The organism is Streptomyces eurocidicus (assembly GCF_002891295.1).
GTDB classification, from domain to species: domain Bacteria; phylum Actinomycetota; class Actinomycetes; order Streptomycetales; family Streptomycetaceae; genus Streptomyces; species Streptomyces eurocidicus.
On record NZ_LGUI01000011.1, the window covers coordinates 48074 to 63847 of the forward strand.

Here is a 15774-nt window from a genome sequence, read left to right on the forward strand (position 1 = left end):
CTGTCCGATCCGTGCGCACTGCCCTGCCGATCACTGCTCGCTTAGGTTCCGCGCACAACGATACGACAAGTGTGCCGTAGCTCACTCTTCCGACAGCGCGGGCCGTAGATGAACGATGTCGCCGGCGCCCACCGGCTGCTGCACCCCGTCCCCGGTGGCCAGCACCAGCCGGCCGTCGCCGTCGACGGCCACGGCCTCCCCGACCAGGTCTTTGCCGCCCGGCAGTTCGGCGCGCACGGTCCGGCCGAGGGTCGCGCACCCCGCGGCGTACGCCTCCTGGAGCCGGGACGCGCGCGGGTCGCCTCCGGCGCGTCGCCACTCCGTGTACCACTCCTCCAGCGACCGCAGCACGGCCCGCAGCAGCGGATCGCGGTCCACGACCCGGGCCCCGGCCAGGGCCAGCGAGCCCGCCGTCGGCACCGGGAGCTCCTCGGCGCGCAGCGAGACGTTCAGCCCGATGCCCACGACGACGCCGTCGCCGGAGCGCTCGGCGAGGATCCCACCGGCCTTGCGCTCGGCGCCGCCGACCGTCACCAGCAGGTCGTTCGGCCACTTCAGGGCGGTGTCCACGCCGGCGGCCCGGGACAGCGCGGTGGCCGTCGCGACCCCGGCGAGCAGCGGCAGCCAGCCCCAGCGCTCGATCGGGATCTTTGGCCCCGGGGTGAGCAGGACGGAGAAGAAGAGGCCGGAGCGGGGCGGCGCGGTCCAGGTGCGGTCGAGCCGCCCGCGCCCCGCGGACTGCTCCTCGGCGACGAGGACGGCGCCCTCGGCCGCCTTTCCGGCGGCGGCCGAGGCGACGAGGTCCGAGTTGGTGGATCCGGTGCGCGGCACCACCTCGACGGAGCTCCACAGGCCGCCGGGGCGCAGGAGCCCGCGCCGGAGCGCGAGGGCGTTGAGGGGGGGCCGGTCGAGGTCGGACCAGCGGTTCGCGGCGGAGCCGGAGGCGTCAGCAGGCGTCATAAGAGCCACCTTAGGAGGCAATCGGCGGCAAAAAGGTGTGGCCGACGACGCACTGCCACGGCGCATCCGCGCGGATACGCTACGAACCGGTAGCCCAGTCAGCCCACCCCTCTGGACGAGCAGGAGCCGCATCCCGTGTCCGAGCCGGAATACGACATCCATACCACCGCGGGCAAGCTCGCCGACCTCCGCCGCAGGACCGAGGAGGCGACGCACGCGGGATCGGCCCGCGCGGTGGAGAAGCAGCACGCGAAGGGCAAACTGACCGCCCGGGAGCGCGTCGAACTGCTGCTGGACGAGGGGTCCTTCGTCGAACTGGACGAGTTCGCCCGGCACCGCTCGACCAACTTCGGCATCGAGCGGAACCGCCCTTACGGCGACGGCGTCGTCACCGGCTACGGCACCGTCGACGGCCGTACGGTCTGCGTCTACTCGCAGGACTTCACGGTCTTCGGCGGCTCGCTCGGCGAGGTGTACGGCGAGAAGATCGGCAAGGCCATGGACTTCGCGCTGAAGACCGGCTGCCCGATCGTCGGCATCAACGACGGCGGCGGCGCCCGCATCCAGGAGGGCGTGGTCGCCCTCGGTCTGTTCGGCGAGATCTTCCGCCGCAATGTGCACGCCTCGGGCGTGATCCCGCAGATCTCGCTGATCGTCGGCCCGTGCGCGGGCGGCGCGGTGTACTCCCCCGCGATCACCGACTTCACGGTGATGGTCGACCGGACCTCGCACATGTTCATCACCGGCCCCGACGTCATCAAGACCGTCACCGGCGAGGACGTCGGCTTCGAGGAGCTGGGCGGCGCCCGTACGCACAACGCCACGTCCGGCGTGGCCCACCACATGGCGGGCGACGAGAAGGACGCCGTCGAGTACGTCAAGGCGCTGCTCTCCTACCTCCCCTCGAACAACCTCTCCGAGCCGCCCGCCTTCCCGGAGGAGGCGGACCTGGAGGTGTCGGACTCCGACCAGGAGCTGGACACCCTCATCCCGGACTCGGCCAACCAGCCCTACGACATGCACACCGTCATCGAGCACGTGCTGGACGACGGGGAGTTCCTGGAGACGCAGGCGCTGTTCGCGCCGAACATCCTCACCGGCTTCGGCCGGGTCGAGGGCCACCCGGTCGGCATCGTGGCCAACCAGCCGATGCAGTTCGCCGGCTGCCTGGACATCGACGCGAGCGAGAAGGCCGCGCGGTTCGTCCGCACCTGCGACGCCTTCAACGTCCCGGTGCTCACCTTCGTGGACGTCCCGGGCTTCCTGCCGGGCACGGACCAGGAGTACAACGGCATCATCCGGCGCGGCGCCAAGCTGATCTACGCGTACGCCGAGGCCACGGTGCCGCTGATCACGGTGATCACCCGTAAGGCGTTCGGCGGGGCGTACGACGTCATGGGGTCCAAGCACCTCGGCGCCGACCTCAACCTCGCGTGGCCCACGGCGCAGATCGCGGTCATGGGCGCGCAGGGCGCGGTGAACATCCTGCACCGCCGTACGATCGCGGCCGCGGAGACCCCGGAGGAGCAGGAGGAACTGCGCGCCAAGCTCATCGCGGACTACGAGGACACGCTGCTCAACCCGTACGCCGCGGCCGAGCGGGGCTACGTCGACGCGGTGATCATGCCGCACGAGACGCGCCGCCATGTGGTGCGGGGACTGCGGGTGCTGCGGGACAAGCGCGAGGCGCTGCCGCCGAAGAAGCACGGCAACATCCCGCTCTAGGAAGGGCTGTCCGATGATCAAGGTTGTACGAGGCAACCCCACGCCGGAGGAGCTGGCCGCCGCCCTGGCGGTGGTCCGGGCCCGCGCGGCGGCGGGGGGCGCTGCCGCGCGGTCCGGGGACGAGGCACGTCCGGAGTGGTCGGCGCCGGCGCGGCGGCTGGCGGCGGGTCGGGTGCCGGCCGCGGGTCCACGGGCGTGGCGGACGACGTACTGGCCGTCGTAAGAACGGGGCTCCGCCCCGGACCCCGGTCCTCAAACGCCGGACGGGCTGAAAATCAGCCCGTCCGGCGTTTGAGGACATTCGGGAAGGGGCGGGTAGGGGAAAAGTCCCGCCCCGCCCCACCTTGAGTACGCGTACTCAGGCGCCGCCCACCCCCACCGCGCGAGCATGGAACCCATGCTGTGGTCGGATCCGCCCGAAGACCCCCCCGAGGAGCTGCGCGAAGCGCAGGCCATGCTCCGCCGGGCCGGCCTCGTGCTGGCCGTCGGCATGGTGGTGCTGTTCCTCATCCTGGGCCTGCACTGACCCCTGGTCCCCCACCGGCCCCGGGTAACTCACTGCAACCAAAATCCCCCCATTCGCATCATCACTAGAGAAATGCCCGCGATCCGGGGAGCGCGTCCCACATGAACAAACCCGTACGGCACATATCCGTCTTCGTCGGGGTGCTCGTACTCGCCCTGCTGGTCCAGGCGACCTGGGTGCAGTTCGTGCGCGGGAACGAGCTCTCCGAGCACAAGCAGAACAAGCGGGTCCGGATCGCCTCCTTCGCCCAGCCGCGCGGCAACATCATCGTGGGCGGCCAGCCGGTCACCGGCGCCGCGGAGACCACCGGTGACTACCGGTACAAGCGGACGTTCAAGGACGCCGAGATGTACGCCCCGGTCACCGGCTACGCCTCGCAGATCTACGGCAACAGCCAGCTGGAGTTCGTCAACGACAAGCTGCTCAGCGGCACCGACGACAGGCTCTTCCTCCAGCGCACCACGGACATGCTCACGGGCAAGAAGCCGCGCGGCGGCGACGTGGTCACGACGATCAACCCCAAGGCGCAGAAGGCGGCCTTCGAGGGGCTCGGCAAGTACAAGGGTGCCGTCGTCGCGCTCGACCCGCGCACGGGCAAGGTGCTCGCCCTGGCCTCCACCCCGTCCTACGACCCCTCGGTCTTCGCGGGGAACACGTACAAGGACCAGAAGGCGTGGGACGCGCTCGCGGCCGACAAGAACAAGCCGACCCTGAACCGGGCGCTCAAAGAGCGCTACCCCCCGGGCTCGACCTTCAAGATCCTCACCGCGGCGGCCGCCCTGGAGCACGGGATCGTCTCGGACATCGACGCCAAGGGCAGCGCCCCGGTGCCGTACAAGCTGCCGCTGAGCACCACCACGGTCCGCAACGACGTGCAGACGCCGGACTGCGTCAACGGCTCCCTGAAGGCCGGCCTCCAGTGGTCGTGCAACAACGTCTTCCTGGACCTCGCGGACAAGCTGGGCACGGACAAGATGCGCGAGACCGCGGAGAAGTTCGGGTTCAACCAGCAGAAGCTCGACATCCCGGTGCGGGCCGGCGAGAGCCTCTACCCCAAGAAGCTCGACCGCCCGCAGACCGCGCTGACCGGCATGGGCCAGGGCAGCCTCGCCAGCACACCGCTGCAGATCGCCATGATGACGGCCGGCCTCGCCAACGACGGCAAGCTGATGAAGCCCTACATGGTCGAGGAGCTGCGCGGCCCGGACCTCGGCACGCTGGAGAAGCACAAGCCCGAGGTGATGTCGCAGGCCGTCTCCGCCGACACCGCGCGCAAGGTCCAGACCATGATGGAGAACACCGCGGAGAAGGGCACCGGCAAGGCGGCCCTGATCGACGGCGTCACGGTCGGCGCCAAGACCGGCACCGCGCAGCACGGCGTCAACAACGAGAAGCTGCCGTACGCCTGGTTCGTCTCCTACGCCAAGCAGGGCGACGGCTCGCCGGTCGCGGTGGCCGTCTTCATCGACCCCGAGGGCTCGGACATCGACCGCGAGGACATCTCCGGCGGCAAGCTCGCCGGGCCGATCGCCAAGAAGGTCATGGAGGCCGTACTCGGCAAGTGAGGTACTGACGGATTCGCCCCGGTACGGGGGTCGGCTTGCGAGGGAGATGTCCCGTCTCCACCACAAGTCGGCCCCCGTACACGTGCGTTCACCTTTTGACCACGAGAGCGAAGACTTAACCGAACCGACAATTGCTTTGCCCCTGCATTGACCGTCGTGTGGCTAGAATCGACCAGCACGGTCACTCGAAAGGGGGTCGAGGAAGCATGCGTTTACGCTCTGTCGGCACGCTCGCCGCGCTCCTCACCCTCGCGCTGGCCGTGCTGCTGACGGCCGGGTCGGCCGAGGCCCGGCAGACCCCGGCGGCCCCTTCCCTCGCCTACGCGGCGGGCCCCACGACGCCCGCCGAGACCGAGCGCGCCCACCCCGGAGACGGCTCCGGGAACGAGACGGGCCTGTGGCGCGCCCAGGTGTCCCACCGGGGCGGAACGGCCCAGCCCCGCAAGCAGGTCCGGACCACGGCACCCCTGGGGAACTCCCCCGGGGGAACCGGCGTTGACGTCTGTACAGGGCCGCCCGACAGACGCCCCCAGGTGACGACCCGCGGCTCCGGCCGCCAAGTCGGCACGCTCCTCCAGGTCTTCAGACACTGATCCGCCGAAGGTCCCTGCCCCGCGCGCAGCCGACGACCGTCCGGTCACGTCATCACCCTCAGTAACGCGCGCCCACGGCAGATCTCTTCAGCGCCTTCGTCACTCTCTTCGCTGCCGCACACATCTCCGAAGCGGCATTCCCTGTCAAGACGTCCCGATGACGCACGTCTTCGATGTCCGACCGACAACGACTACCTCCAGGAGGTAAGCCGTTCATGCAGTCCCTCATCGACCACGCCCGCGCCTTCCCGACCCGCGCGCGACAGTCCCTCACCGGGGAGCTCAGCGGCCTCGCATCAGGCCAGTCCCCCGAAGCCATGTTCATCACCTGCTCCGACTCCCGGGTCGTCCCGACGCTGATCACCAACACCCGGCCGGGCGACCTCTTCGAGCTCCGGACGGCGGGCAACATCGTCCCCGAGTACAGCACCGAATACCCGGCCGGCGAGATGGCCACCATCGAGTACGCCGTCACGGTCCTCGGGGTGCGGGACATCATCGTCTGCGGCCACTCCCACTGCGGGGCCGTGGGCGCGCTGGTCCGCGACGAGGACCTCACCGGGGTGCCCGCCGTCCGCGGCTGGCTGGAGCGCGGGGCCTCACCCGCCCTGCGCGCCGAAGAGGGCGAGACCCCCGACGTCGCCGTCGCCGTCCCGGTGCAGCGCCACGCGCTCGCCCAGCTCGACCGGCTGCGCGCCTACCCGTGCGTCGCCGAGCGGCTCGCCGACGGCCGCCTCGGGCTGCACGCCTGGTACTACGAGGTGCACACCGGCCTCGTGCTGGGACACCGGACCGTCGGGGACGACGCCCTCTTCCTTCCGCTGTGACCCGCCGGCCCGGGCGCGGCCGACCGCCCCGGCTCCCTCCCGGTCCCCTCCAGGGGCCACGGGTCACTCCAGCTCGCCTTCCCCACCTCACGTGAGGAATCCATGCTCACCAATCCCGGTCCCGCCGTGCTGCGGCGGGACGTAACCGCTTCGCTCGTCGTCTTCCTCGTCGCCCTCCCGCTCTGCGTCGGGGTCGCCGTCGCCTCCGGCGCGCCCGCCGAACTCGGTCTGGTCACGGGCATCGTCGGCGGTCTCGTCGTAGGGGTGCTGCCCGGCAGCTCCCTCCAGGTCAGCGGCCCGGCCGCCGGCCTGACCGTGCTCGTCTACGAGGCCGTGCAGACCCATGGCCTCGGCACCCTCGGAGTGATCGTCCTGGCCTCCGGGGCCCTCCAACTCGCCCTGGGCCTGCTCGGTTTCGGGCGCTGGTTCCGCGCCATCTCGGTCGCGGTCGTCCAGGGCATGCTGGCCGGCATCGGCCTGGTGCTGATCCTCGGCCAGTCCTACGCGATGGGCGACCTCAAGGCGCCCGGCGGCGGCCTGGAGAAGATCGCCGGGCTGCCCGGCCTCGTCTCCGGCCTCGTCTCGGACGATCAGGCGTGGAAGGCGTTCGCGCTGGGCGCCGGGACCGTCGCCGTCCTGGTGCTCTGGAAGAAGCTGCCCGCGCGCGTCTGTGGCCTGGTGCCCGCGCCGCTGGCGGCCGTGGCACTCGCCACCGGCGTGACGGCGCTGTTCTCGCTGCCCGTCGCCAAGGTCGAGGTCCAGGGTCTGTTCGAATCCATCCAGCCACCCGGCCTCGGCGACTTCACCGGCCTGGTCGACGGCGCCCTGATCGGCACCGTCCTGGCGTTCGCGCTCATCGCCTCCGCAGAGAGCCTCTTCAGCGCGGCGGCCGTGGACCGGCTGCACGACGGGCCGCGCACCGACTACGACAAGGAGCTGATGGCCCAGGGCGCGGGCAACGCCGTGTGCGGCCTGCTCGGCGCCCTGCCCATGACCGCCGTCATCGTGCGCAGCGCCGCCAACGTCCAGGCGGGCGCCCGCACCAAGGTCTCGCGGGTGCTGCACGGCCTGTGGCTGCTGCTCTTCGCGGCGCTGTTCCCGGCCGCGCTCGGGGTGATACCGGTCGCCGCGCTCGCGGGCGTCCTGGTGCACGCCGGCGGCAAGCTCGTACCCCTGCGCGAGCTGCGCCCGCTGTGGCGGGAGCATCGTGGTGAGGCGGTGGTGCTGGCGGTCACCGCGGTGGCCATCGTGGCCACCAATATGTTCGAGGGCGTCCTGGCCGGCCTGCTGCTGGCCGTGGCCAAGACCGCGTGGGAGACCTCGCGCGTCCAGCTCGACGTCAAGGACGCGGGCGAGGGCACCGTCCATGTCCGGCTGACCGGGAGCGCCACGTTCCTTCGGCTGCCGCACATGCTCGACGCCCTGGAGGCGCTGCCCAAGGACCGGCCGATCGAGCTGCACCTGTCCGGGCTGCGGCACCTGGACCACGCCTGCCGCACGGCCCTGACGAACTGGGCGGACCGGCACAACGAGGAGGGCACGGAGCCCGTGCGCGTACGGGGCGAGGTGGCCGTCGTGACCGGCTGAGCGCCCGGGGCGTGGCGGCGGGGGCGGTGCCGACCTCATAGGCTGGCCGGTATGAACGACAGCCCCGCGCGCCGCCGCCTGGTCCTCGCCTCCCAGTCCCCCGCCCGTCTCGGGCTGCTCCGCGCCGCGGGGCTCGCGCCCGAGGTGATCGTCAGCGGGGTGGACGAGGACGCGATCACCGCCCCGAACCCCGCCGAGCTCGCCCGGGTGCTCGCCGAGGCCAAGGCCGAGGCCGTCTCCGTACGGGCGGAGGCGGCCGGAGCGCTGGTCGTCGGCTGCGACTCGGTGCTGGAGCTGGACGGCCTGGCGCTGGGCAAACCGGCCGACGCGGAGGACGCCACGGCCCGCTGGAAGTCGATGCGCGGCCGGTCCGGGATCCTCCGGACCGGCCACTGCGTGATCGACACCGCCACCGAGCGCCGGGTGTCGGCGACCGCCTCGACGACCGTCCGGTTCGGCGAGCCGACGGACGCCGAGATCGCGGCGTACGTGGCCTCCGGCGAACCCCTCCACGTGGCGGGCGCCTTCACCCTGGACGGCCGCTCCGCCCCGTTCCTCGACGGCATCGACGGCGACCACGGCAATGTCATCGGCCTGTCGCTGCCCCTGCTCCGCACGCTCCTCGGCGAGCTGGGGACCTCGATCACCGACCTGTGGGTGTGACCGCCTAGAGCCCCGGCAGCAGGCCCATGACGGGCTGGGCCAGCCCGAGCACCGGGTCGAGGGCGTTCGCGGCCTTGCCGACCTCGCTGATCTGGCCCAGCTTGTTGAGCTGGCCGAGCTGGTTGGTGGCGCCGGGGTAGATGCTCATGTCCTGCACCTGCGGTGGGTCGATCTTCGGCGGTGCGGCGACCTCCCCGGCGTTCGACACGGGCGGTTGCGGCATGGGCGCGGCCGAGACGGCGGTGACGGGCATGCTGAGGGCGGCGCCGGTGAGGACGGCCGCGGCTGCGATGCGCTTGATCATGCCTGCTCCAACGAGGTCGGGGCGCGGCGGTCACCATTCCTTGCGCCACATGGGGGCCCTCCCCAGAGCCCCGCGCGGGGTGACCGGAGCCCCTCCCGTCACTCCAACATCCCTTCCCCCACGGGCGATCGGGCCGCCGGGCGGCGTTTCCCCGCGTGTCCCCCTGCGCATATTCCGGTAGAGCCGTCTCCCGAGAAGCGCCGAGGAGCCCCGTCATGCCGAAGATCCTCATCACGACCGGCGACGCCGCGGAGGACCTGGAGGTCATGTATCCCTACCAGCGGCTGCTGGAGGAGGGTTACGAGGTCGACATAGCCGCGCCGACCGTCAAGCAGCTCCAGTTCGTCGTCCACGACTTCGTGTCGACGTTCGACACGTACACCGAGAAGCCCGGCCACTGCTGGCCCGCGGACGTGGCGCTCGCCGATGTGAACCCGGCCGACTACGCCGCCGTCCTGATCCCCGGCGGGCGGGCGCCCGAGTACCTCCGGCTGGACCCGCACTTCCAGCGGATCGTCAAACACTTCTTCGCCGAGAACAAGCCCGTCGCCCACATCTGCCACGCCGTCGTGGCCCTCGCGCCGCTCGGGGTGCTCAAGGGCCGGCGCACGGCCGCCTGGCCCGCGTGCGCCCCCGACGTACGGCTGGCGGGCGGCACCTTCGTGGACGCGGAGGCGGTGGTGGACGGCAATCTGGTCTCCGCGCGCGCCTGGAACGACCACCCGGCGTGGATGCGGGCCTTCGTCGAGCTGCTGCGCGAGCAGGCCCCCGTCAAGCGCTGAGCCCGGTTCCGGCGGGGCGCTCCGCCGGCTGTGCGAAGCTGGTGGGTCAGCCCGTACGGCCACCCGAAGGAGCGCTTCCGCCATGCCGCAGTCCGTCGACCGCGCCCTCGACGTCCTGGACGCCGTCGCGGGCTCCGACGGCCCCGTGAGCGCCAAGGCGCTCGCCCGGCGGACCGGCTGCGCGCTCTCCACGGTCTACGAACTGCTGGGCGCCCTCACCGCGCGCGGGCACCTCGTGCGCACCGCCGCCGGCTGGACCCTCGGCTATCGCGTCCCCTCCCTGCACCGCGCCTTCCAGCGCCAGATGCGGCTGGACGAGGAGGTGCACGGGCTGCTGCTGAAGGCCCGGCGGACGGTGGGCGCGGACACCTACTTCAGCGCCTACCGCGACGGCGAGATCGCGGTGCTCGCCGGAGCGTCCGACACGGCCGCCCCCACCGGCGGCTTCTCCCTCGGCCGGGACGCCGACGGGCACGCCACGGCGCACGGCAAGGTGCTGCTCTCCGCCCTCCCCCGCGCGGCCCGGCTGCGCTATCTCTCCGGCACCGGCATGCGCGCGATCACGCCCCGCACCATCACCTCGCCCGACCGGCTGGACGCGGAGCTGCGGCGGGTGCGGCGCCATGGGGTCGCCGTGGAGGTGGAGGAGTGCGCGCCGGGCGTGGCCTGTGTGGCCGTGCCCGTACCGGCCGCGGACGGCGCCCGCACGGCCGTCTCGGTCGCGCTGCCGCTGGCCGACTTCGAGCGCCGGGGGGACCGGGTGGCCGAGGTCCTCCGCCATGTGGCGGCCGAGGCCGGGAGGTTGGCGACCGCGCGCCCCGTCGGCACTACCGGCGGGTAAGGCCGCGATACCGGACGGCGGACCGGCCCGCCGTCCACCGTGACAGCCCGTGGGGCACGCAAACTTTGCGCCACCCCTTCGTAGGGACTCCACAAAGAATGCGCGGCGACGCTCCCGGACGATCACCGAGATCTAGCCCACACGAAAGGATCACCCCGGGCCCTCAAACCCGGCGTACCGTGGGATAACTGGGGACTTATGCCCGTGCACGCCCCGCCGTTCACCCTCCGTGTGGGCAACCTCACCCCCGGAGTCGGGTCGGCACAGAGTGTCGCTGGTACCTAAACTCACGTTGTTTCAAGGAGGGAGCCATCGTGCGCAAGGTGCTCATCGCCAACCGAGGCGAAATCGCTGTCCGCGTCGCTCGTGCGTGCCGGGACGCCGGGATCGGAAGTGTGGCGGTCTACGCCGATCCGGATCGTGACGCGTTGCATGTCCGTGCGGCCGACGAGGCGTACGCGCTGGGCGGTGACACCCCGGCGACGAGTTACCTGGATGTGGCCAAGGTCCTCGCCGCGGCCGCGGAGTCGGGTGCGGACGCTGTTCACCCGGGTTACGGATTCCTGTCGGAGAACGCTGATTTCGCGCAGGCGGTCCTGGACGCGGGGCTGACGTGGATCGGTCCGCCGCCGCAGGCGATCCGGGATCTGGGTGACAAGGTGGCGGCCCGTCATATCGCGCAGCGCGCGGGTGCCCCTTTGGTGGCCGGTACGCCGGATCCGGTGTCGGGTGCGGAGGAGGTCGTGGCCTTCGCGGAGGAGCATGGTCTGCCGATCGCGATCAAGGCCGCGTTCGGTGGTGGCGGGCGTGGTCTGAAGGTCGCCCGCACGCTTCAGGAGGTGCCCGAGCTCTACGATTCCGCGGTGCGTGAGGCGGTGGCCGCGTTCGGGCGTGGTGAGTGCTTCGTCGAGCGTTATCTGGACCGTCCCCGGCATGTGGAGACGCAGTGCCTGGCGGACAAGCACGGCAATGTGGTGGTGGTCTCCACGCGTGACTGCTCGCTGCAGCGCCGGCACCAGAAGCTGGTCGAGGAGGCTCCGGCGCCGTTCTTGTCGGCGGAGCAGAACGCGGAGCTCTACCGTGCCTCGAAGGCCATTTTGAAGGAGGCCGGGTACGAGGGTGCGGGGACGTGTGAGTTCCTGGTGGGCCAGGACGGGACGATCTCGTTCCTGGAGGTCAACACCCGTCTGCAGGTCGAGCACCCGGTGACCGAGGAGGTCACGGGTATCGATCTGGTGCGGGAGATGTTCCGTATCGCCGATGGTGAGGAGCTCGGTTACGGTGACCCGGCGGTGCGGGGGCACTCGTTCGAGTTCCGTATCAATGGTGAGGACCCGGGCCGTAACTTCCTGCCCGCTCCGGGCACGGTGACGCGTTTCGATGCTCCGTCGGGTCCGGGTGTGCGGCTGGACGCGGGCGTGGAGTCGGGTTCGGTGATCGGCCCGGCGTGGGACTCGCTGCTGGCGAAGCTGATCGTGACCGGTGCCAGCCGTGAGCAGGCGCTGCAGCGTGCGGCGCGTGCGCTGGGTGAGTTCACGGTCGAGGGTATGGCCACCGCGATCCCCTTCCACCGCGCGGTCGTCACCGACGAGGCGTTCACCTCCGACCCGTTCAGGGTCCACACGCGGTGGATCGAGACGGAGTTCGAGAACACGATCCCCGCGTTCGCGGGTGCGGTCGTGGAGGACGAGGAAGAGGCCCCGGGCCGGGAGACGGTCGTGGTGGAGGTGGGTGGCAAGCGGCTGGAGGTGTCGCTGCCGTCCTCGCTGGGCATGACGATCGCCCGGACCGCTGCCGCGGGTGGGGCGAAGCCGAAGCGTCGTGCGGCGAAGAAGGCGGGTTCGGCGGCGTCGGGTGACGCGCTGGCCTCGCCGATGCAGGGCACGATCGTGAAGGTCGCGGTCGAGGAGGGCCAGGAGGTCGCCGAGGGCGATCTGATCGTGGTCCTGGAAGCGATGAAGATGGAGCAGCCGCTGAACGCGCACCGCGCGGGCACGGTCAAGGGCATCACCGCCGAGGTCGGTGCCTCCGTCTCCTCCGGCGCCGTCATCTGCGAGATCAAGGACTGACGCGTCCCCCGAGAACCACCCGAGGGCCCCGCCGGAGCACCGGCCGGGGCCCTCGGTCCTACCCGGGCGGGCGGCGTACGGCCGGGCCGGTGGCATTCTTGACTCGCGGGGAGCGAGAGGGAGGATCGACGGCAATGGCCACGGAGATCACACAGGCGTCACCACGCCCCATGCGCGCGGACGCGCGGCGCAACTACGAGCGGCTGCTCGCGGAGGCCCGTACCGCCTTCACCGCGCACGGCACGGACGCCTCCCTCGAGGACATCGCCCGCCGGGCGGGCGTGGGCATCGGAACGCTCTACCGCCACTTCCCCAACCGCACGGCGCTGATGAGCGCCGTCTTCCAGGGCGAGGTCGACGGGCTGCTCACCCGCTCCCGCGAGCTGCTGGCCTCCCCCGAGCCGTGCCGGGCGCTGGTGGACTGGCTGCGCGCCATCGTGGCGCACGCCAGCACCTACCGCGGGCTCTCCCGGGCCCTGATGGCCGCGCAGACCGACGAGGCGTCGGCGCTGTCCCGGTGCAGCCTGCCGATGCGCGACGCGGGCAGCAGGCTGCTCGGCCGCGCCCAGCAGGCCGGGGCGGTCCGCGCCGACGTGGACATCGCGGACCTGATGCAGCTGACGAACGCGATCTCACTGGCGGTCGAGCAGTCCCCGGACGACCCGGGGCTCGCGGACCGCCTGCTGATGCTGACCCTGAGCGGCCTCAAGGCGGTGCCCGCAGGCGACTGAGGGCACCGCACAGGCCCTACCGGCGGCGCGGCGCCAGGTCCGCCACCCTCGCCGTCGACTGGTCGCCCAGCGACACCGCGCTACGGAGCTGCGGCCCGGCCGGCCCGCCCTGCCCCGGGCCGGGCGGCTGCCCGCCCAGCGGGTGCGTGCGGCGCTGGCCCGGCAGCGGCGGAACGTCCCGGCGCCGCGCCGGCGGCCCCACCTCCCCGCCGCCCGCGACGCCCGACGGCCCCGAGCCCGACCCCGCGCCGGGCCCGGCGACCGAGATATGGACGCCCTGGTCCGCCAGGGCCTGGAGCTCCGTGGCGGCGCGGTCGTCGTGCGGCGGCGGCTCGTCCGTCACCAGGCGCGTGATCACGTCCGTGGGCACCGTCTGGAACATGGTGTCGGTGCCCAGCTTCGTATGGTCCGCGAGGACCACCACCTCGGCGGCGGCCTGCACCAGCGCCCGGTCCACGCTCGCGGAGAGCATGTTGGACGTGGACAGCCCGCGCTCGGCGGTCAGCCCGCTCCCGGACAGGAAGGCTCTGGTCACGCGCAGACCGTGCAGGGACTGCTCCGCGCCGCTGCCCACCAGGGCGTAGTTGGACCCGCGCAGCGTGCCGCCGGTCATGACGACCTCGACCCGGTTGGCGTGCGCCAGCGCCTGCGCGACGAGCAGGGAGTTGGTGACCACGGTCAGACCCGGCACGCGCGCGAGCCGGCGGGCCAGCTCCTGCGTGGTCGTGCCGGCGCCGACGACGACGGCTTCGCCCTCTTCGACGAAGCTCGCCGCCAGATCGGCGATGGCCGTCTTTTCCGCGGTCGCTAGATGGGATTTCTGCGGGAAGCCGGACTCCCTGGTGAAACCGCCCGGCAGCACCGCACCGCCGTGCCGGCGGTCGAGCAGTCCTTCTGCCTCCAATGCCCGCACGTCCCGCCGTACGGTCACTTCGGAGGTCTGGACGACACGGGCGAGCTCACGGAGCGAAACCGCTCCGTTGGCACGCACCATTTCGAGGATCAATTGACGACGTTCTGCAGCGAACACGAAACCGACAGTAACGCCAACGACCATCCGTTTTCAGCAGGTTGCAGCAATTAACGGAAGTTGTCCGCTCCCGAACGCAAGAAGTGGTATGGGCGAACTCCTGAGCCCTAAGCCTCACGCTGCGTCTGCTGTGTCTTCCGGGTGTGCAGCTGCCGCGCCACCTCGGCGAGCGAACCGGACAGCGACGGATAGACGGTGAACGCGTTGGCGATCTGCTCCACGGTCAGGTTGTTGTCGACCGCGATCGCGATGGGGTGAATGAGCTCACTGGCCCGCGGCGCGACCACCACACCACCGACCACGATGCCCGTGCCGGGCCGGCAGAACATCTTCACGAAGCCGTCGCGAATGCCCTGCATCTTGGCGCGCGGATTCCGCAGCAGCGGAAGCTTCACCATCCGGGCGTCAATCTTGCCGCTGTCGACATCGGCCTGGGTATACCCGACTGTCGCAATCTCCGGATCCGTAAATACGTTCGCGGATACAGCCTTGAGATTCAGCGGGGCCACCGCGTCGCCCAGGAAGTGGTACATCGCGATGCGGCCCTGCATGGCCGCGACCGACGCCAGCGCCAGCACGCCCGTGCAGTCGCCCGCCGCGTAGACGCCCGGCGCGCTCGTCCGCGAGACCCGGTCCGTCCAGACGTGCCCGGACTCCTTGAGCCGGACCCCGGACTCCTCCAGACCCATCCCGGCCGTGTTGGGGATCGAGCCGACCGCCATCAGGCAGTGCGTACCGCTGATGACGCGCCCGTCGGCGAGGGTGACCTCCACCCGGTCACCCACGCGCTTCGCGGACTGCGCCCGCGACCGCGCCATGACGTTCATGCCGCGCCGCCGGAAGACGTCCTCCAGGACGGCGGCCGCGTCGGGGTCCTCACCGGGCAGCACCCGGTCGCGCGAGGACACCAGCGTCACCTTGGACCCCAGCGCCTGATAGGCACCGGCGAACTCGGCGCCGGTCACACCGGAGCCGACCACGATGAGCTCCTCGGGGAGCTCCTCCAGGTCGTAGACCTGCGTCCAGTTCAGGATGCGCTCGCCGTCCGGCAGGGCGTCCGGGATCTCCCGGGGGTGGGCGCCCGTGGCGATCAGCACGGCGTCGGCGACGAGGGTCTCCTCGGTGCCGTCCGCGGCGCGCACCACGACCTTGCGCGAGCCGTCCGCCGCCTGGTTCGGCTCCAGCCGGCCCCGGCCGCGCAGCACCCGGGCACCCGCGCGGGTGACCGAGGCGGCGATGTCGTGCGACTGCGCCAGGGCGAGCCGCTTCACCCGCCGGTTGACCTTGCCCAGGTCCACGCCGACGACGCGCGCCGCCTGCTCCAGGTGCGGCGTGTCGTCGGCGACGATGATCCCCAGCTCCTCGTACGAGGAGTCGAAGGTCGTCATCACCTCAGCCGTCGCAATGAGCGTCTTCGAGGGCACGCAGTCGGTGAGCACCGACGCCCCGCCCAGACCGTCGCAGTCGACGACGGTCACCTCCGCGCCGAGCTGTGCGGCGACGAGCGCCGCCTCATAGCCGCCGGGTCCGCCACCGATGATCACGATCCGAGTCACGTACTCCATTGTCCC

15 protein-coding genes are annotated in these 15774 nt (G+C 71.5%); 11 read left to right on the forward strand and 4 right to left on the reverse strand.

From position 1 onward, the window contains the following. Nucleotides 1–81 precede the first annotated feature (81 nt). Entirely contained in the window at nt 82–960 is an 879-nt protein-coding gene (locus AF335_RS28070) for a biotin--[acetyl-CoA-carboxylase] ligase (RefSeq protein WP_102921247.1), read from the reverse strand. A gap of 135 nt (nt 961–1095) precedes the next feature. Here AF335_RS28070 and AF335_RS28075 point away from each other — a divergent pair, with 135 nt between their 5' ends. The 7 genes from AF335_RS28075 (at nt 1096) to AF335_RS28105 (ending at nt 8446) form a co-directional block, all read left to right on the forward strand. Beyond that, nucleotides 1096–2685, forward strand: a complete 1590-nt coding sequence (locus AF335_RS28075; protein ID WP_102921248.1) for an acyl-CoA carboxylase subunit beta — start codon at nt 1096–1098, stop codon at nt 2683–2685. A gap of 13 nt (nt 2686–2698) precedes the next feature. After that, complete coding sequence (locus AF335_RS28080) at nt 2699–2908, forward strand: acyl-CoA carboxylase epsilon subunit (protein ID WP_102921249.1); 210 nt, start codon at nt 2699–2701, stop codon at nt 2906–2908. Nucleotides 2909–3082: 174 nt separating this feature from the next. Beyond that, nucleotides 3083–3211, forward strand: coding sequence for a morphogenic membrane protein MmpB (mmpB, locus tag AF335_RS34880; RefSeq protein ID WP_376697774.1), 129 nt, complete (start codon nt 3083–3085; stop codon nt 3209–3211). A gap of 101 nt (nt 3212–3312) precedes the next feature. Next, nucleotides 3313–4776 (forward strand): peptidoglycan D,D-transpeptidase FtsI family protein, encoded by a 1464-nt coding sequence (locus AF335_RS28085; protein ID WP_102921250.1) that lies wholly within the window; start codon nt 3313–3315, stop codon nt 4774–4776. A gap of 808 nt (nt 4777–5584) precedes the next feature. After that, a complete protein-coding gene (locus tag AF335_RS28095; RefSeq protein ID WP_102921252.1) occupies nt 5585–6196 on the forward strand; it encodes a carbonic anhydrase in 612 nt (203 codons plus the stop codon). Between the two features lie 102 nt (nt 6197–6298). Next, nucleotides 6299–7783 carry a SulP family inorganic anion transporter gene (locus tag AF335_RS28100; RefSeq protein WP_102921253.1) on the forward strand — a complete coding sequence of 495 codons (1485 nt, stop codon included), beginning with the start codon at nt 6299–6301 and terminating at the stop codon, nt 7781–7783. 51 nt (nt 7784–7834) lie between these two features. Beyond that, the gene (locus tag AF335_RS28105; protein WP_102921254.1) at nt 7835–8446 is read left to right on the forward strand and encodes a Maf family protein; all 612 of its coding nucleotides are present in this window, start codon (nt 7835–7837) and stop codon (nt 8444–8446) included. 4 nt (nt 8447–8450) lie between these two features. Here the strand turns inward: AF335_RS28105 and AF335_RS28110 are convergent, their stop codons facing one another. Next, on the reverse strand, nt 8451–8750 hold the full coding sequence (locus AF335_RS28110) for a hypothetical protein (RefSeq protein WP_102921255.1): 300 nt from the start codon (nt 8748–8750) through the stop codon (nt 8451–8453). A gap of 215 nt (nt 8751–8965) precedes the next feature. Here AF335_RS28110 and AF335_RS28115 point away from each other — a divergent pair, with 215 nt between their 5' ends. The 4 genes from AF335_RS28115 (at nt 8966) to AF335_RS28130 (ending at nt 13173) form a co-directional block, all read left to right on the forward strand. Next, nucleotides 8966–9532 carry a DJ-1/PfpI family protein gene (locus AF335_RS28115; protein ID WP_102921256.1) on the forward strand — a complete coding sequence of 189 codons (567 nt, stop codon included), beginning with the start codon at nt 8966–8968 and terminating at the stop codon, nt 9530–9532. An 82-nt stretch (nt 9533–9614) separates the two neighbouring features. Continuing rightward, nucleotides 9615–10373: an IclR family transcriptional regulator gene (locus AF335_RS28120; protein WP_102921257.1), complete on the forward strand. Its 759-nt coding sequence runs from the start codon at nt 9615–9617 to the stop codon at nt 10371–10373. A gap of 314 nt (nt 10374–10687) precedes the next feature. Next, a complete protein-coding gene (locus AF335_RS28125) occupies nt 10688–12442 on the forward strand; it encodes an acetyl/propionyl/methylcrotonyl-CoA carboxylase subunit alpha (RefSeq protein WP_102921258.1) in 1755 nt (584 codons plus the stop codon). A gap of 134 nt (nt 12443–12576) precedes the next feature. Further along, nucleotides 12577–13173: a TetR/AcrR family transcriptional regulator gene (locus tag AF335_RS28130; RefSeq protein WP_376697811.1), complete on the forward strand. Its 597-nt coding sequence runs from the start codon at nt 12577–12579 to the stop codon at nt 13171–13173. A 16-nt stretch (nt 13174–13189) separates the two neighbouring features. Here the strand turns inward: AF335_RS28130 and AF335_RS28135 are convergent, their stop codons facing one another. Further along, nucleotides 13190–14230, reverse strand: coding sequence for a DeoR/GlpR family DNA-binding transcription regulator (locus tag AF335_RS28135; RefSeq protein WP_102921260.1), 1041 nt, complete (start codon nt 14228–14230; stop codon nt 13190–13192). An 80-nt stretch (nt 14231–14310) separates the two neighbouring features. Then, the gene (locus tag AF335_RS28140; protein WP_102921261.1) at nt 14311–15768 is read right to left on the reverse strand and encodes an NAD(P)H-quinone dehydrogenase; all 1458 of its coding nucleotides are present in this window, start codon (nt 15766–15768) and stop codon (nt 14311–14313) included. Nucleotides 15769–15774: the final 6 nt, after the last annotated feature.